14 protein-coding genes are annotated in these 15,492 nt (G+C 69.2%); 4 read left to right on the top strand and 10 right to left on the bottom strand.

The annotated features are described in order from the left end of the window. Positions 1 to 151: 151 nt before the first annotated feature. Positions 152 to 979 carry a MetQ/NlpA family ABC transporter substrate-binding protein gene (locus tag AC6LJ2_RS14445; RefSeq protein ID WP_263913440.1) on the top strand — a complete coding sequence of 276 codons (828 nt, stop codon included), beginning with the start codon at positions 152 to 154 and terminating at the stop codon, positions 977 to 979. Positions 980 to 1,189: 210 nt separating this feature from the next. Continuing rightward, positions 1,190 to 2,200, top strand: a complete 1,011-nt coding sequence (locus tag AC6LJ2_RS14440; protein WP_263913439.1) for a GGDEF domain-containing protein — start codon at positions 1,190 to 1,192, stop codon at positions 2,198 to 2,200. Positions 2,201 to 2,241: 41 nt separating this feature from the next. Here AC6LJ2_RS14440 and AC6LJ2_RS14435 read toward each other — a convergent pair whose 3' ends face one another. Beyond that, entirely contained in the window at positions 2,242 to 3,453 is a 1,212-nt protein-coding gene (locus AC6LJ2_RS14435; RefSeq protein WP_445658953.1) for an MFS transporter, read from the bottom strand. 92 nt (positions 3,454 to 3,545) lie between these two features. On the opposite strand from AC6LJ2_RS14435, the gene AC6LJ2_RS14430 reads away from it, so the two are divergent. Next, positions 3,546 to 4,004 (top strand): Lrp/AsnC family transcriptional regulator, encoded by a 459-nt coding sequence (locus AC6LJ2_RS14430; RefSeq protein WP_263913437.1) that lies wholly within the window; start codon positions 3,546 to 3,548, stop codon positions 4,002 to 4,004. Here the strand turns inward: AC6LJ2_RS14430 and AC6LJ2_RS14425 are convergent. From AC6LJ2_RS14425 to AC6LJ2_RS14390, 8 genes are all read right to left on the bottom strand, one after another. Then, positions 3,965 to 5,161 (bottom strand): metallophosphoesterase, encoded by a 1,197-nt coding sequence (locus AC6LJ2_RS14425; protein ID WP_263913436.1) that lies wholly within the window; start codon positions 5,159 to 5,161, stop codon positions 3,965 to 3,967. The genes AC6LJ2_RS14430 and AC6LJ2_RS14425 overlap by 40 nt on opposite strands. A 152-nt stretch (positions 5,162 to 5,313) precedes the next feature. Continuing rightward, positions 5,314 to 6,531 carry an alpha-hydroxy acid oxidase gene (locus tag AC6LJ2_RS14420; protein WP_445658954.1) on the bottom strand — a complete coding sequence of 406 codons (1,218 nt, stop codon included), beginning with the start codon at positions 6,529 to 6,531 and terminating at the stop codon, positions 5,314 to 5,316. Positions 6,532 to 6,632: 101 nt separating this feature from the next. Further along, positions 6,633 to 7,502 (bottom strand): archaetidylserine decarboxylase, encoded by an 870-nt coding sequence (asd, locus tag AC6LJ2_RS14415; protein WP_263913434.1) that lies wholly within the window; start codon positions 7,500 to 7,502, stop codon positions 6,633 to 6,635. Between the two features lie 186 nt (positions 7,503 to 7,688). Next, on the bottom strand, positions 7,689 to 9,323 hold the full coding sequence (locus tag AC6LJ2_RS14410; RefSeq protein WP_081821773.1) for an ATP-binding cassette domain-containing protein: 1,635 nt from the start codon (positions 9,321 to 9,323) through the stop codon (positions 7,689 to 7,691). Positions 9,324 to 9,609: 286 nt separating this feature from the next. Further along, positions 9,610 to 10,485, bottom strand: coding sequence for an HpcH/HpaI aldolase/citrate lyase family protein (locus AC6LJ2_RS14405; protein ID WP_445658955.1), 876 nt, complete (start codon positions 10,483 to 10,485; stop codon positions 9,610 to 9,612). A 23-nt stretch (positions 10,486 to 10,508) separates the two neighbouring features. After that, positions 10,509 to 11,228, bottom strand: a complete 720-nt coding sequence (locus AC6LJ2_RS14400) for a response regulator transcription factor (protein WP_263913432.1) — start codon at positions 11,226 to 11,228, stop codon at positions 10,509 to 10,511. Between the two features lie 402 nt (positions 11,229 to 11,630). Further along, positions 11,631 to 12,137, bottom strand: a complete 507-nt coding sequence (locus tag AC6LJ2_RS14395) for a hypothetical protein (protein WP_263913431.1) — start codon at positions 12,135 to 12,137, stop codon at positions 11,631 to 11,633. A 117-nt stretch (positions 12,138 to 12,254) separates the two neighbouring features. Next, positions 12,255 to 12,857, bottom strand: coding sequence for a GNAT family N-acetyltransferase (locus AC6LJ2_RS14390; protein WP_263913430.1), 603 nt, complete (start codon positions 12,855 to 12,857; stop codon positions 12,255 to 12,257). Between the two features lie 126 nt (positions 12,858 to 12,983). On the opposite strand from AC6LJ2_RS14390, the gene AC6LJ2_RS14385 reads away from it, so the two are divergent. Next, complete coding sequence (locus AC6LJ2_RS14385) at positions 12,984 to 14,222, top strand: NAD(P)/FAD-dependent oxidoreductase (protein ID WP_445658956.1); 1,239 nt, start codon at positions 12,984 to 12,986, stop codon at positions 14,220 to 14,222. Positions 14,223 to 14,305: 83 nt separating this feature from the next. On the opposite strand, the gene AC6LJ2_RS14380 is transcribed toward AC6LJ2_RS14385, so the two are convergent. Then, a complete protein-coding gene (locus tag AC6LJ2_RS14380; RefSeq protein ID WP_445658957.1) occupies positions 14,306 to 15,436 on the bottom strand; it encodes a 3-deoxy-7-phosphoheptulonate synthase in 1,131 nt (376 codons plus the stop codon). Positions 15,437 to 15,492: the final 56 nt, after the last annotated feature.

The raw sequence follows: 15,492 nt of genomic DNA, 5'->3' as shown, positions 1-15,492 counted from the left end.
CCAGGGAAGGCGGCGGTGGCGTCGAGTGTAGCGCCGTCGGGCGGCGTCATTGCCCTGGCAGTGGGCGGGCTTTTGCCCTGGGCGGGGCGAGGCTGCGGCACAATAGCGTCCACCCCCCCGCGCCGATGGCCGTTTTTTACCGGACGATTCCATGTTCCAGCAATCCGTGTTCCTGACTCTGGCGCGCCGCGCCGTGGCCGCGCTGGCCCTGGCCGGCCTGACCGTCCTGGCGCCGGCCCAGGCCGCCGACAAGCCGCTGCGCATCGGCGTGATCCCCAGCGTGGCCAATGCCGCCACCGAGCTGGCCGTCGCCGAGGCGCGCAAGCAGGGCCTGGAGGTGCAACTGGTGGAATTCAACGATTGGGTGCTGCCCAACATCGCGGTGGCCGACGGCTCGGTGGACGCCAACTTCTTTCAGCACGAGCCCTTCCTGCAATTGTTCAACGCACGGCGCGGCGCCAACCTGACGCCGATCGCCTACGGCTATTCGACCACCATCGGCCTCTTTTCCAAGAAGCTCAAGAAGGGCGAACCGCTGCCCGAAGGCGCCACCATCGCGGTGCCCAACGACCCGGTCAACACGGGCCGCGCCTTGCTGCTGCTGGAATCCATCGGCCTGATCAAGCTGAAACCCGGCGTGGCGCACCAGGCCACGCTGCAAGACGTCACGGTCAACCCCAAGCGGTTGAAGTTCGTGCCGATCGAAGGCTCGCAATCGGCGCGCACGTTCGATGACGTCACGGCCTCGGTGACCTACACCACGTTTGCCAAGCAGGCCGGCCTGGATGAAAAGGACGGGCTGGCGTTCGACAATACCGACCCCACCAACGTGCGCCGATACGCCATCCGCTGGGTGGCCCTGCCTGAACGCGCCTCGGATCCGCGTCTGTTGAAGTTCATTGCCATCTACCAGCAGTCGGCCGAGGTCAAGGCCAAGCTGCGCAGCCTGTATGGCGACCTGATCGCGTTCCCTTGGTAGCTGGGCGTCGGCAGCATGACTGCTGGCGGGGCGCGGCAGGGCATGGCGGGCGAAGGGGGCCGAACCCGCGGGCGCCGCGCCTTGACGATTCTTGGCAGTCGGGTAGCAGATTGAAACGTATACTTGCCGCGCTTTGCCGCCCTGTGCCCTTGTCCAGGCGTAGGATGCCCACGCGGCCAGTGCGCGCCGCCTTTCCCCGACTGCGAACCCATGCGACTCGTTTCATCGAAAGACGCTCTGATTTCGCCGCAGCCGCGCGCCGAGGCAGCCCGTCCGGACGCCGCGCAGGCGCTGCCGCCCGCCGTTGACCCCGCGCCGACCGGCGGCGATGCCCGCGACGCCGAGCTGCGGCGCCTGCGTGAAGTGGTGGCGCGCTACGAGGCCCTGTTCCACAACGCGCCGGTGCTGATCAACGCCTTTGATGGAGACGGCCGCTGCGTGCTGTGGAACGAGGCCTGTGTGCGCCGCTTCGGCTGGACGCTCGACGAAATCAACAGCTACCCCGAACCCCTGGCGCTGTTCTATCCCGACCCCGACACCCGCGCGCGCGTGCTGCAAAGCGTGGGCCCCACGCCCGAACAGTCGTTTCGCGAATGGCAGCCGCTGGCACGTAACGGCGAACGCCTGTCGGTGCTGTGGTCCAACGTGCGGCTGCCGGATGGCAGCGTGGTCAATATCGGCATGGACATGACCGAGAACCGCCGCAACGAGGCCGCGCTGGCGCGGCTGGCCAAGGTGGATGACCTGACCGGCTGCTGGACCCGCGCCGAAATTCTGCTGCGCATGCAGGCCATGCTGGAAGCCGCGCGGCAGGGCGCTCGACATACGGCGCTGATGCTGGACCTGGACTACTTCAAGCAGGTCAACGACCGCTACGGCCACCTGGGCGGCGACGCCGCGCTGCGCCACTTCTGCGCCCAGCTGCAAGGCTGCCTGCGCGAGGGCGACGCGGTGGGCCGCTTGGGCGGCGAGGAATTCGTGGTGCTGCTGGCCGATGCCGATCCGGACGTGGCGCTGGCGGTCTGTGACCGGCTGCGTGCCGGCCTGCGGCAGCATCCGGCCAGCGTCGATGGGCACGCGGTGGTGTTGTCGGCCAGCGGCGGCATCACGCGCTTCCTGCCGACCGATGCCAGCATGTCGGACGTGCTGCGGCGCGCGGACCAGGCGCTGTATCGCGCCAAGCGCGCCGGGCGGGATTGCGCGGTGGTGCTGCCGGACTAGGGGCGCGCAAGGCGCCAGCCGCGCGCCGACCGCTACAGGAATCAGGCCGTGGCGCGGTTGCTCACTGCGCGGCGGCCGTTCAAGCGCCAATGCAGGACCAGCGCCGCCAGGGCCACCGCGCCCGCGGCCGCCAGCCCCAGGGTGGCAAAGCCCGCATGCGTGTACAGCGTGCCGGCGATGGCGGTGCCGACGCTGGCGCCCAGGTAGGTAGTGCAGGTGTTCAGGCCCAGCACCGCGCCGCGTTCCTCGGGGCGGGCCCGCGACAGCAGCAGCACCAGCAGGTTCAGGCTCAGTTGCGAGGCGGCGCCCCACAGCACGGCCATGCCCAGCACGGCGGCCAGCGCGTGCGCGGCGGGCAAGAGGCCCAGGTACACCAAGGCAATGGCGCCCAGGGCCAGCGGCAGCGCGCGGCGCGGCCCCAGCCGTTCGATCAGCGGCGCGCCGGCCAGGCCTGCGAACAGGAAGCCCGCGCCGTAGGCAAACGCAATGAAGCCCACCTGGCCCGCCGACAGGCCCAGCAGCGTGCGTACGTGGTCCGCCAGGAACGCATAGACGCCGTAGAACGCGGACGAGAACGCCAGGCAGCCCAACAGCAGCACGGGCACGTCGCGGTACGACAGCGGGGCCAACAGACGCGTCAGGCGCAGCGGCGCGGGGTGGGCGCTGCGGCGTTCGGGCAGGCGCCGCAGGCCCAGCAGGGCGACGGCGGCGCACAGCGCCAGCGCGGCGTAGGTGGCGCGCCAGCCGACCGCGTCCGACATCAGCGCCGATAGCGGCACGCCCGCCACCAGCGACACCGACCAGCCCGAGATGACGCGGCCCAGGGCGCGGGTTTCCTGACCCGGCGCGGCCACCAGCGAGGCCGAGCCGTAGGCGGCCGGCAGGATCACGCCCGCGGCGGCGCCGGCCAGCGCCTGCGCCGCGGTCAGCACGATCCAGTGAGGCGCGCAGGCCGACAGCAGCAGGGCGGCGATCAGCGCGATCATGGCGCCCAGCAGGGCGCGGCGGATGCCCCAGCGGTCGATGCGGGCCGCCAGCAGGAAGGCGCTGGCCGCCGTGGCCGCGCCGTAGGCCGAAATGGCGGTGCTGACGGTCAGCGGCGTGCTGCCGAACGAGCGCGCCACGTCGGACAGGATGGGGCTCAACGCCAGGCCGTTGGAGCCCACCACGCTGACGGCGAACATCAGGGCGGGAATGGCGGCGGGCAGGGGAGCCTTGCGTGGGGTGCTGCGGGAAACATCGTGATTCTGCATCCGCGGCATTTTATTGGAATAAAATAAGGGTTAACACCGATATTCCCTTATCTCATCAAAGTTCGAATGCCGTTAGGCAGAACCCGATTCCAATGCCCGATCTCGACGACCGCGACCGAAAACTATTAACGCTGCTGGCCGATGACGCCTCGCCGAGCTATGCCGAACTGGGCAAGCAATTGAACCTGTCGGCTCCCGCCGTGCACGAGCGCGTCAAGCGCCTGAAGCGCGACGGCCTGATCAAGGGCATCGCCGCCAAGCTGGATGGCGCCCGCATCGGCCGTCCGCTCCTGGCCTTTGTGCACGTGGATACCAACAACTGGAGCATCACCCAGCAGGTGCTGGGACTGGCCGAGCTGACCGAGGTGGAAGAGATTCACACCATCACCGGCAAGAGCGCGATGCTGCTGAAAGTGCGGGTGCGCGATACCCAGGCGCTGGAGGCGCTGCTGGCGCGCATCCATCAGATCGACGGCATCACCAACACCACCAGCGACATCGCGCTGACCAGCTATCTTGAGCGCGGGCCGTTGCCCGACGACGCGGACTGAGCCGGCCGCAGCCGCAGGCGGGTGATCTCCGACGGCGCGCCCAGGCGCTTGGGCGGGCCCCAGTAGCCGGTGCCGCGGCTGGTGTAGACCCACATCTTGCCCTGGCGGTGCAGGCCGGCCGTGAACGGCTGCTGGAACCGCACGAAGAAGCCCCACGGAAAGAACTGCCCGCCGTGCGTGTGGCCGGACAGCTGCAGCGTGTAACCCAGCGGTTCGGCCGCGGCCGCGCTGCGCGGCTGGTGCGCCAGCAGGATCTTGGGCAAGGCATCGGCCGGGGCGCCGGCCAGCGCGGCCTTGGGGTTGCTGCGCTGCTGCGGGTCGAAGGCGCCGGCGCTGTAGTCGGTCACGCCCGCCACTACCACCGGCAGGCCGGCCGGGTGGATCACGGCGTGCTCGTTCATCAGCACCCGCAGGCCCAGGCGGCGAAACTCGGCCACCCAGGGCGTGGCGCCTGAATAATATTCATGGTTGCCGGTCACCAGGTACACGCCGAAGGGGGCGCGCAACTGGCCCAGCGGACTGGCCTGCGCCGCCAACTGCTCGACGCTGCCGTCCACCACGTCGCCGGTGATGGCGATGACGTCGGGCGTTTGCGCATTCACCGCGTCCACAATGGCCTGCACGTAGCGTTTCTTGATGGTCGGGCCGACGTGGATGTCGCTGATCTGCACGATGGTGAAGCCGTCCAGGTCGGCAGGCAGACCCGCGATGGGCACGTCCACCGTCACGACCTGCGCGCGCCGGCGTGCGTTGTAGAAGCCGACCAGCGTGGCGGCCAGCGCCAGCGCGGCCACGGCCAATGCGCTCCAACGCCGCAGCGCGGTCCACGGCAGGCCGATGCCGGTGGCCAGGTCGATCAGCCAGGCCGCCAGCAGCAGCGCGTCGCGCAGCACCGTCAGCACGAACAGTGACGAAAACAGCCCCATGGCAATCAACCCCACCCAGGCGATGCGATCGCCCCACGGCGGGTGCACCGACGAGCGTCCCAGCATGCCCAGCGGGATCAGGATGCACGACAGGATCAGCAGCAGGATGGCGGTGGCGGCGCCCGAGCCGGCGAACCCGGCGTCGGGGATGAGGCGGGCGCCCACATACACATGGGCGAGCGCGCCCAGGGTCAGAAAGCGCAGAAAGAATGAGGATTGGCGTAAGGACACGGGCGGCGGGGCGCGGGCCGGCCAGGGAGCCGGCCCGCGGGTAGCAAAGGAACTGCCATTCTATGCGGTGCGCCTGACGCCGGGCTTGTCTGGCGGGCTGCCCGCGAAGACCCTGGCACGGGCAAGGGGGCAGGCGCAGACCCGCGTCCTGCTCAGGCCGGCATCAACAGGTCGGGCCCGATCTCGGCCAGGCGATTCACGCCCAGCATGGCCATGTTGCGGTCGACCTCGGCGCGCAACAGGCCGATGGCATGCGATACGCCCGCCTCGCCGCCCACCGCGGCGGCGTAGTTGAAGGGGCGGCCCACGAACACGAAGCGCGCGCCCAGCGCCAGCGCCTTGAGCACGTCGCCGCCGCGGCGCACGCCGCTGTCCATCATCACCGGCATCGCGCCCGCCGCGTCCACCACGCCGGGCAGCGCGCGCAGCGGCGAGATGGCGCCATCGAGCTGCCGCCCGCCGTGGTTCGACACGATGATGCCGTCGGCGCCGTGCTGGCGCGCCAATCGCGCATCGGCCGGATGCAGGATGCCCTTGATGATCAGCGTGCCCGACCATTGGCGCCGGATGCGCGCCACGTGTTCCCAGTTCAGGTGGTCGCGCGCGCTGAAGTCGCGCAGCACCGAGGCCGATACGATGGGCGCGCCGCGCGTGGCGAAGGAATTCTCGAAGTGCGGCATGCCGTGATTGAGCAGCGTGCGCAGGAAGGTGCCGGCCAGCCAGCGCGGGTGCGTCAGGCCATCCCAAGCCAGGCGCAGGCTGGGCTTGAGGGGCGTCGAAAAGCCGGTGCGCACGTTGTTTTCGCGGTTGGCGGACACGGGGATGTCCACGGTCAGCACCAGCGTTTCGTAGCCGGCCTTGGCCGCGCGCGCCACCAGCGCGTCGATGCGCGCCGGGTCGCCGGGCAGGTAGGCCTGGAACCAGGTGCCGGGCGCTTCGCGGATCACGTCTTCCAGCGCGATCAGCGCGGTGCCGCTCAGGATGGCGGGGATGCCCTGTTCGCGCGCGGCGCGGGCCAGCACGATGTCGCCGCGATAGGCCGACAGGGCGCTGATGCCCATGGGCGCGATGCCGAACGGCGATTCGTAGCGGCGCCCGAACAGCTCGGTGTGCTGGCTGCGCCCGGATACGTCGACCAGCACGCGCGGCTGGAAGCCATAGCGCCCGAAGTCGTGCCGGTTGGCGCGCAGCGATTGGTTGTCTTCCGCCGCGCCGGCGACGTAGCCGAAGATCGGGCGCGGCAGGCGGCGGCGGGCGGCGGCTTCGAAGTCGTCCAGCGACAGCATGCGCGACAAGGCGCGGGACAGGCGGGCGGGCGTGGCGGACGTGGTGGACGTCGCGGGCGAGGCAGGCAGGGTGGTGGTGGCCATGGCAAGGGGACGGCTGAAACCCACCAATCTACCGATGCCCCTTCATCGTATAAAGCGAATAAATATGGAAGATCTATTTCGCTTTTAGGGAAGTAGAGGGTTCACGCCCGGGCGGGCAGCGCCAGCAGTTCGCCCATGCGCACCGGTCCGCGCACCGACGGCGTGTCGGCCCAGCGCACTTTGCCCGGCCCGAACAGCACGATGGCGGTCGAGCCCAGCTTGAAGCGGCCCATCTCGGCGCCTTTTTCCAGGTGGATGGGCGCGCGCGCCGCATCGTCGTAGCGCACGGCCTTGACACGGCGCTTGTACGGCGTGACCAGCCCGGCCCAGACGGTTTCGATGGATGCCACGATCATGGCGCCGACCAGCACCACGGCCATGGGCCCGTGCTCGGTATCGAAGATGCAGACCACGCGTTCGTTGCGCGCGAACAGGCGCGGCACGTTGCGCGCGGTCAGCGGGTTGACCGAGAACAGTCGGCCCGGCACGTGGATCATTTCGCGCAGCGTGCCGGCTGCCGGCATGTGGACGCGGTGATAGTCCTTGGGCGACAGGTAGATGGTGGCGAATTCGCCGCCCTGGAACGGCGCGGCGCGCTCGGCGTCGCCGCCCAGCAGGTCGGCCAGGCCGTAGCTGTGGCCCTTGGCCTGGAAGATGCGGCCATGCTCGATGGCGCCCATCTGGCTGATGGCGCCGTCTGCCGGGCACAGCACGCCGCCGGGTTCTTCGTCCAGCGGCCGCGCATCGGGCTTGAGCGCGCGGGTGAAGAAGTCATTGAAGCAATCGTAGGCCAGCGCGTCTTCCTGCTCGGCCTCGCGCATGTCCACGCCGTACTTGCGGACAAAGCGCGAGATCATCCAGTTCTTGACCGCGGGTTCCCGGCAATCGGAGGCGACGCCGAAGAAGCGGGACACCAGGTGATGCGGCGCAAGATACTGGCTGGCAAGGAAGATTTGGTCTTTGATCGGCATCTAAGAGCGCTAAAAAACGCGTCCCGCGGACAGCGGGACGTGGGTGGAGGTTGTCGCGCGCAATCTGCGGCAGCTATCACCGCGCGCGCGTGCAATCGGCGGGATTGTAACGCGTTAAACCGCGAATGGATCGCTCATCGGGCAGGGGCCGCGCGGCCCCTCGAACCGCCCGATCGGCATGGCGTATCAGGCCGCGGCCTTGGCCGCCAGCTTGGTCTTGTAGAGCCATTCCTTGTAGTCGTCCAGGTCGCCGTCGAACGGACTCACGCGGCCATCGGCCACGATGATGAACTGGTCGGTGGTGGCGCGCAGCAGGTGGCGGTCGTGCGAGACCAGCACCAGCGTGCCTTCGAACTGCGCCAGCGCGGTGGTCAGCGCTTCGCGGGTTTCCAGGTCCAGGTGGTTGGTGGGCTCGTCCAGGAGCAGCAGGTTGGGGCGCTGCCACACGATCAGCGCCAGCGCCAGGCGCGCTTTTTCGCCGCCGGAGAACGGGGCGATCGAGCTGGTGGCCATGTTGCCGTTGAAGTTGAAGCTGCCCAGGAAATTGCGCAGTTCCTGTTCGCGCACGGTGGGCGCGATCTTGGTCATGTGCCACAGCGGCGATTCGTCGTGGCGCAGCATCTCGACCTGGTGCTGGGCGAAGTAGCCGATCGACAGGCCCTTGTTGAATTGCGTGTCGCCCGCCAGCGATTCGAGGTCGCCCGCGATGGTCTTGATGAAGGTCGACTTGCCCGCGCCGTTGATGCCGAGCAGGCCGATACGCTGGCCCGCCTGCAGCGAGAAGTTGATGCCCGACACGATGATCTTGTCGGACACCGCGCCGCTGTCTTCGTCGGTATTGCGGTAGCCGGCGCTGACCTTGTCCATGGTCAACAGCGGATTGGGCGCGCGCAGCGGCTCGCGGAACTCGAACGAGAATTCCGCGGCGGCGCGCAGCGGCGCCACTTCTTCCATGCGGGCCAGCGCCTTGATGCGGCTCTGCGCCTGGCGCGCCTTGCTGGCCTGGGCCTTGAAGCGGTCGATGAACGATTGCAGGTGCGAGCGCTGGCGCATCTGCTTTTCCATCATGCCCTGGGCCAGTTCCAGTTGCGCGGCGCGCTGGCGTTCGAACGACGAATAGTTGCCCGAATAGCGCTTGAGCTTGCGCTCGTCGATATGGACGATGACGTTGACCACGCCGTCCAGGAAATCGCGATCGTGCGAAATCACGATCAGCGTGCCCGGATAGCGCTTGAGCCAGTCTTCCAGCCAGATGATGGCGTCCAGGTCCAGGTGGTTGGTGGGTTCGTCCAGCAGCAGCAGGTCCGACGGGCACATCAGCGCCTGCGCCAGGTTCAGGCGCATGCGCCAGCCGCCGGAAAAGCTGGTCAGCGGCAGGTGCATCTGCGCCTGCGTGAAGCCCAGGCCCGTCAACAGCTGTTCGGCGCGCGAGTGCACCGTGTAGGCATCGGCGTCGGCCAGGGCCGCGTAGATGTCGGCCATGCGCAGGCCGTTCTCGGTGCTTTCGGGTTCGGCTTCCAGCGCGGCCAGTTCGGCTTCCAGCTTGCGCAGTGTGACGTCGCCGTCGATCGCGTATTCGATGGCGGGGCGGTCCAGCGCGGGCGTTTCCTGGGCCACGTAGGCCATGCGCCAGCTGGCGGGGTAGTCCAGGTCGCCCTGGTCGGCGTGCAGCGTGCCGCGCAACAGGCCGAACAGGCTGGACTTGCCGGCGCCGTTGGCGCCGATCAGGCCGATCTTGTCGCCGGGGTTCAGCAGCAGGTCGACCTTGTCGAGCAAGGGCTTGACGCCGCGCATGAGTGAAACTTGTTGGAAGCGGATCATGAATCGTGGGGCTGGGGGGGCGCGGCAGGCGCGCGGCAAGGCTCCCGCCACAGCTCGCGGCGCAAAAAAAAGGAACCTGGGAGGAATCGCGCGGGCGGCGCAGGCCGGATTTGCTGGTGACGTACGGACGACGGCCTTGCAACTCAGCGGCTGATGCCACGCGTGCCACGCGCGAAAGGCGGACGAGGCAGCGCCTGTCCGATCGTGGGCGGTATTGTAGCTGGCTGCGCGCGACGCTGCTTGCGGGGACGCCCGGGTCGCTTGCCGCGACAGGGCGGGCCGGGTGTCAGGCTGTCGCGGCGGCGATGGCCGCGGCCAGCGCCAGCAGGCGTTCGGCCTCGGCCGCGTGCAGGTTTTCGACGAGCGCGCCGTCGACCACGGCGACCCCCTGGCCGGCCGCCTGCGCCGCGCGCCAGGCGTCCAGGCGCTTGCGGGCGCTGGCCAGTTCGGTCTCGGTGGGCGCGTAGGCCGTGTTGGCCGCCGCGATCTGCTTCGGGTGGATCAGGGTCTTGCCGTCAAAGCCCTGGTCGCGGCCCTGGCGGCAGGCGGCGGCAAGGCCGGCCTCGTCGTCCAGGTCCAGGTGCACGCCATCGAGCACCGCCAGGCCATGGGCGCGCGCCGCCAGCACTGCCATCGAGCGGGCCAGCAGCGTCTCGTGGCGATCGGGCGTGTGGCGGGCGTGCAGGTCCTTGACGAGGTCGGACGTGCCCACCACGATGGCCGCCAGGCGCGGGTGGCCGCTGGCGATGGCGTCCAGCCGCAGAAAGCCCAGCGGCGTTTCGGCCATGGCCCACAGCGGCAGCGTGGCAGGGGCGCCAGCCGCGTCCAGCGCCTGCGCCAGCGCGTCAAGTTGCGCCGCCGACTGCACCTTGGGCAGCAGCACCGCATCGGCGCCAGCCTGCGCGATGGCGCGCACGTCGTCGTGGCCCCACGGCGTATCCAGCGCATTGATGCGCACCACGCATTCGCGCGGGCCATAGCCGCCGGCTCGCAAGGCGGAAGCGACCTGGTCGCGCGCCAGGGCCTTGGCGTCGGGCGCGACCGCGTCTTCCAGGTCCAGGATCAGGGTGTCGGCCGGCAGGCTGCGCGCCTTGTCCAGTGCGCGCGTGTTGGCGCCGGGCATGTAGAGGACGGAACGGCGGGGGCGTGCGGGCAGGGACATGGCGCGAGAAAATGAAAGAGGGTTCAGGGCTTGCTGTTGCCTACGATCTGCACAGGCATGGTGCACACATAGCCCACGCCGTAGACGGTGCGGATGCCCATGTCGGCGCCGGCCAGCGCGCGCAGCTTGCGGCGCAGGCGGTGCATGTGGGCGTCCAGCCGATGGGTGTCGTAGGCTTCGGCGCTGGCGCCCAGCGCCTCGACCAGGCGGCCGCGCGACAGCGGCAGCGGCGCGGCCTGGACCAGCGCGCCGATGAGTCGGCTTTCGGTGTCGGTGATGTCGACCTGGATGCGCTTGGGCGAGATCAGCACGCGGCGCGCGGGATCGAAGCGCCAGGTCTCGGCCGCCGGGGCCTGCGGATCGGTGGCGGGCACCACGCGCAGGCGCCGCGACAGCGACACCAGCGTCGCGCCCAACTCGGCCAGGTTGACGGGCTTGGTCAGGTAGTGGTCGGCGCCCAGGCTCAAGCCAGAGACCTTGTCTTCGCTGAGCAGGCGTCCGGTGAGCATGATGATGCCCATTGACGGATAGGTGGTGCGTAGATGCGACACGCGGGCCAGGCCGTCGCCATCGGGCAGCATGGCGTCCAGCACCAGGATGCCAGGGGTGACGCTGAGCAGCAGTTGGTCCAGTTCGGAAAGCGTGCCGGCGGTCAGGATGGCTTCGCCCAGGCCGAGATCGTGGATGTACTCGGCAATGGTGTCGCGCCAGTCCCCGTGATCGTCAACGATGATGATGGTCACGGCGCCGGACGGGTCAGTACGTGAGGCGCTCCGAGGGCAAACACGCTTTGCGCTCCTTTCATGCTACGGCTTCTTATTGGTGTGGGTGGGTCCGCATGGCGAGGACGCCGCGTCGGACGAGGCGCCATCCGGCTGATCCCCTGTGGGCGCTTCGCGGAGAATATCATTATCGCCGTTGCGGCGGCGCAGCGAAGCCGGGCGAGCGGCGGCCGGCCGGATGCCCGGTGGCCGAGCCGATCCGGGTGGTCAAAAAATGACCAGCCCCTGCGGCAGCGTCGCAACCGCCACCAGGCGGGCTTGTGCGTTGTTTTTATCCACAGAAACTGTGGATAAAAAACCGCGACAAAAAGTTGTACACCGGTGGGACGGCGCGGTCGGCATGCGCGTTCGCGCCTGCGCGAATCAGGCCGGCGGCAAGGGCGGATCCGCCAGGTATTCCACCGGCACGCCTTGCGGCACCTTGCGCACGCGGTCGCGCTCGATGCGCGGCGGCGCAAAGCGCGTCTTGCGCGCCGCGGCATTCTGCAGCAGCACCGACAGCACGGCGCCCTTGTCCTGGATCCATTGGGTCTTGCCGCGCAAGAGCTTCATGGCGTTCTCGGCCGTTCCCAACTTGTAGGACATCGAATTGATCTGGACCGAGGTCTTGCCATTGAAGGCGGACTCGTCCTGCTCGGTGAGCGCCGCGGCGTCGAGATTGCTGCTTTCGTGGTCGATGCGGTAGATGAACTTGAGCTGGCTGAACGGGTCCAGCACGACGACGAGCTTGTCCGAGCCCGAGACGTCGGACAGCATGCCGATGACCACCGATTCGACCAACTGGTTGCCCCGTTGTTCTTCGGTGTAGATGAAGATGCTGCGGCGGTTGTGCCCGAGCGGCGCGGGCGGGGCGAGGGGAGAACGATCCATACCTGACTTGAAAAGGGCGGGACGGGCGGTGGAAAAGCTTGCCCCGCAGCACTGCGTTAACGGCGCCAGTCCGCATGAACTTGAGCGCCGGCCAAAACAAAGAACGAATTGCCGCGGCTACGGCGCGCGGCGCAGGCGGGCCGAGAGGCGCGCTTTGGCGGCGGGCCAGTCCTCGTCGAGGATGGCGAAGTAGACCATGTCGCGGGCGCGTCCGGACTGTGCGATCAGGTGCTTGCGAAACACCCCTTCCTCGACGCCGCCGATGCGCAGGATGGCCTGCCGCGATTGCGTGTTGGTCGCTTCCGTTTTGAACACGACCCGCATGATACCAATTGTTTCAAAGGCGTGCTGCAATAAAAGCCACTTGGCTTCGGTATTGGCGCCCGACCGCTGGCTGGCGGGGGTGAGCCAGGTGGCGCCGATCTCCAGCCGCTTGTGCGCCAGCGCAATATCCATATAGCGCGTGGTGCCGATGACCTGGCCGTCGGCGCGGCGCACGATGGCAAAGGGCAGACAGCTGCCCGCGGCCTGGCCGGCCAGGGCACGTTCGACGTAGCGGCGCATGTCGGCCGCGGATTCCATCGGTTCGGGTTGCAGCCGCCAGAGTTCGGGGTCGAGGCCGACCTCGGCCAGCGCATCGGCATGGTCCAGGGTCAGGGGTTCCAGGCGCACGATCTCGCCGGTCAGCGTGACGGGTTGCAAGGGGGGCAGTGCAGGCATGAAGGAGGGCTCCGCGTGGGCGCCGCCAGCAGGCGCGGGCCGCAGCGGCCAGTCCCGGGGCGCTGCTGGATTCTACGCCGCGAACGGCGCTTGCCGAAGGGCGCGCCCGGGCGCAGAATTTCGCGCATGAAAACTGACGTGATTGTCCTGGGCGCCGGCATCATCGGCGTCAGCGCGGCGCTGCATCTGCAGGCGCGCGGCCGCTCGGTGACGCTGCTGGACCGGCGCGGCCCTGGCGAAGAGACCAGCTACGGCAACGCCGGCCTGATCGAACGCGCCAGCGTCATCCCCTATGCCTTTCCGCGCGACTGGCGCAGCCTGCTGCGTTATGCCGGCAACCAGACGCCGGACGTCAGCTACCACCCGCGTTTCCTGCCCCGCATCGCGCCGTGGCTGCTGCGCTATTGGTGGCATTCGGCGCCGTCGCGGCTGGCGCGTGCGGCCGCGGCGATGCTGCCGCTGATCGAACGCAGCGTGGCCGAGCACGACGCGCTCAAGGACGCCGCAGGCATCGGCGGCCTGTTCCGCCGCAATGGCTGGATCGACGGCATGCGCACCCAGCAAAGCCTGGATCGCGCGGCGGCAGAAGCCGCCGCGCTTGCGCCCTACGGCCTGGATTACCAGGTGCTGGACCGGGCGGGCCTGGCCGCGCTGGAACCCTCGCTGTCGCCGCGCATGGTCGGCGCGATTCACTGGCGCGACCCGGTCAACGTGTCGGACCCGGGGGCGGTGGCGCGCGGCTATGCGGCGCTGTTCAAGCAGCGTGGCGGTGTGCTGGCGCGGGGTGACGCGCGCAGTCTCGAAGCCGTGTCCGGGGGCGGCTGGCGCGTGCGCGGCGTGACGGGGCAGGTCCAGGCGCGCGACGTGGTGGTGGCATTGGGGCCGTGGTCGCCCGACGTGCTGCGGCCGCTGGGCTACCGCATCCCCATGGCGGTCAAGCGCGGCTACCACCAGCATTTCAAGCTGGAAGATGGCGCGGCGCTGTCGCATCCGGTGGCCGACATCGACAGCGGCTTCGTGGTGTCGCCCATGACCTTGGGCCTGCGCCTGACCACGGGCGCCGAATTCGCGGCGCGTGACGCACCGCCGTCGCCGATCCAGATCGCGCGGACGCGGGCGCTGGCGGCGCAGCTGCTGCCGCTGGGCGAAGCGGTCGAGAAAACGCCGTGGATGGGCTGTCGGCCGTGCATGCCCGACATGCGGCCGGTGATCGGCCCGGCGCCGCGCCACCCGGGGCTATGGCTGGCGTTCGGCCATGCGCATCATGGCTTCACGCTGGGGCCGGTGACCGGCAAGCTGCTGGCCAGCCTGGTCACCGGGCAAGAGCCGGACATGGATCCTGCGCCCTATGCGTTGAACCGTTAGCGGCAGGACGGCGGGCGGGGTAGCGGCGCACTACGCCGCCGCCCGGCGTTCCGGAAGCGGCGTCGTCCCGCAGCGCGCGCGTATCAGGCGCCGAGCTTTTCGCGGCGCTGGCGCACGGCCAGGGCCAGCATGTCCAGCACGGGCAGCGTCTGGTTCCAGCCCAGGCAGGCGTCCGTGATGGACACGCCGTGGCGCAGCGGCTGGCCGGGTTTGAGGTCCTGGCGGCCTTCTTCGAGGTGGCTTTCGATCATCACGCCCGTAATGCGGGTGTCGCCCTGGGCGAGCTGGGCGGCGATGTCGCGGGCCACGTCGACCTGGCGCAGGTGCGACTTGTTGGAGTTGGCGTGCGAGCAGTCGATCATGACCTGTTCACGCTGGCCGGCCGCGCGCAGCACCGCGCAACAGGCATCGACGCTGGCCGCGTCGTAGTTGGGGCCTTGCTTGCCGCCGCGCAGGATGACGTGGGTGTCTGCGTTGCCGCGGGTTTCGAAGATGGCGGCCATGCCCATCTTGGTCATGCCCATGAAGGCGTGCCTGGCGCTGGCGGCCACGATGGCGTCGGCCGCGATCTGCACGCCGCCGTCGGTGCCGTTCTTGAAGCCCAGCGGGCAGCTCAGGCCGGAACTGAGCTGGCGGTGGCTGGGGCTTTCGGTGGTGCGCGCGCCGATGGCGCCCCAGGCGATCAGGTCGGCGATGTACTGCGGGCTGAGCAGGTCCAGGAATTCGGTGGCGATGGGCAGGCCCAGTTCGCTGATGTCCAGCAGCAGTTCGCGGGCGCGGCGCAGGCCTTCGTTGATGCGGAAGCTGCCATCCAGGCGCGGGTCGTTGATGTAGCCCTTCCAGCCAACGGTGGTGCGCGGCTTCTCGAAGTACACGCGCATGACGATCAGCAGGTCGTCCTGGTATTGGTCGGCGGCGGCGCGCAGTTGGCGCGCGTATTCCATGGCCTGGCCATGGTCGTGGATGGAGCAGGGGCCCACCACCAGCACCAGGCGGTCGTCGCGGGCGTGCAGCACGTCGGCGATGCGGGCGCGGCTCTGCTCGACCAGCGTCTGGATGGCGGCCGAGACCGGCAGCTCGTCTTGCAGCAGGGCGGGCGAAATCAGCGGGCGCACCGCGCTGATGCGGGTGTCGTCCGTACGGGTGTTGTCCTGGGTGGAGTCGGCCGTGCCGACCTCGCGGTCGTGCAGGGGATCGTCGATGCGGGGGGTCAAGGGAAGCTCCGTGCCGTAGATGCGGGAAAGACCGCCATTATCGCACTGGCGCGCGG

This window comes from Achromobacter sp. 1014246743, from assembly GCF_059760725.1.
Note: the sequence above shows the minus strand (reverse complement) of the source record. Positions and strands in the feature narration are given on the sequence as shown.

Excerpts from the sequence above, each read along its gene's own strand:
- AC6LJ2_RS14445 (WP_263913440.1), top strand. The coding sequence starts at position 152 with ATGTTCCAGCAATCCGTGTTCCTGACTCTGGCGCGCCGCGCCGTGGCC.
- AC6LJ2_RS14440 (WP_263913439.1), top strand. The coding sequence starts at position 1,190 with ATGCGACTCGTTTCATCGAAAGACGCTCTGATTTCGCCGCAGCCGCGC.
- AC6LJ2_RS14435 (WP_445658953.1), bottom strand. The coding sequence starts at position 3,453 with ATGCAGAATCACGATGTTTCCCGCAGCACCCCACGCAAGGCTCCCCTG.
- AC6LJ2_RS14430 (WP_263913437.1), top strand. The coding sequence starts at position 3,546 with ATGCCCGATCTCGACGACCGCGACCGAAAACTATTAACGCTGCTGGCC.
- AC6LJ2_RS14420 (WP_445658954.1), bottom strand. The coding sequence starts at position 6,531 with ATGGCCACCACCACCCTGCCTGCCTCGCCCGCGACGTCCACCACGTCC.
- asd (WP_263913434.1), bottom strand. The coding sequence starts at position 7,502 with ATGCCGATCAAAGACCAAATCTTCCTTGCCAGCCAGTATCTTGCGCCG.
- AC6LJ2_RS14410 (WP_081821773.1), bottom strand. The coding sequence starts at position 9,323 with ATGATCCGCTTCCAACAAGTTTCACTCATGCGCGGCGTCAAGCCCTTG.
- AC6LJ2_RS14405 (WP_445658955.1), bottom strand. The coding sequence starts at position 10,485 with ATGTCCCTGCCCGCACGCCCCCGCCGTTCCGTCCTCTACATGCCCGGC.
- AC6LJ2_RS14395 (WP_263913431.1), bottom strand. The coding sequence starts at position 12,137 with ATGGATCGTTCTCCCCTCGCCCCGCCCGCGCCGCTCGGGCACAACCGC.
- AC6LJ2_RS14390 (WP_263913430.1), bottom strand. The coding sequence starts at position 12,857 with ATGCCTGCACTGCCCCCCTTGCAACCCGTCACGCTGACCGGCGAGATC.
- AC6LJ2_RS14385 (WP_445658956.1), top strand. The coding sequence starts at position 12,984 with ATGAAAACTGACGTGATTGTCCTGGGCGCCGGCATCATCGGCGTCAGC.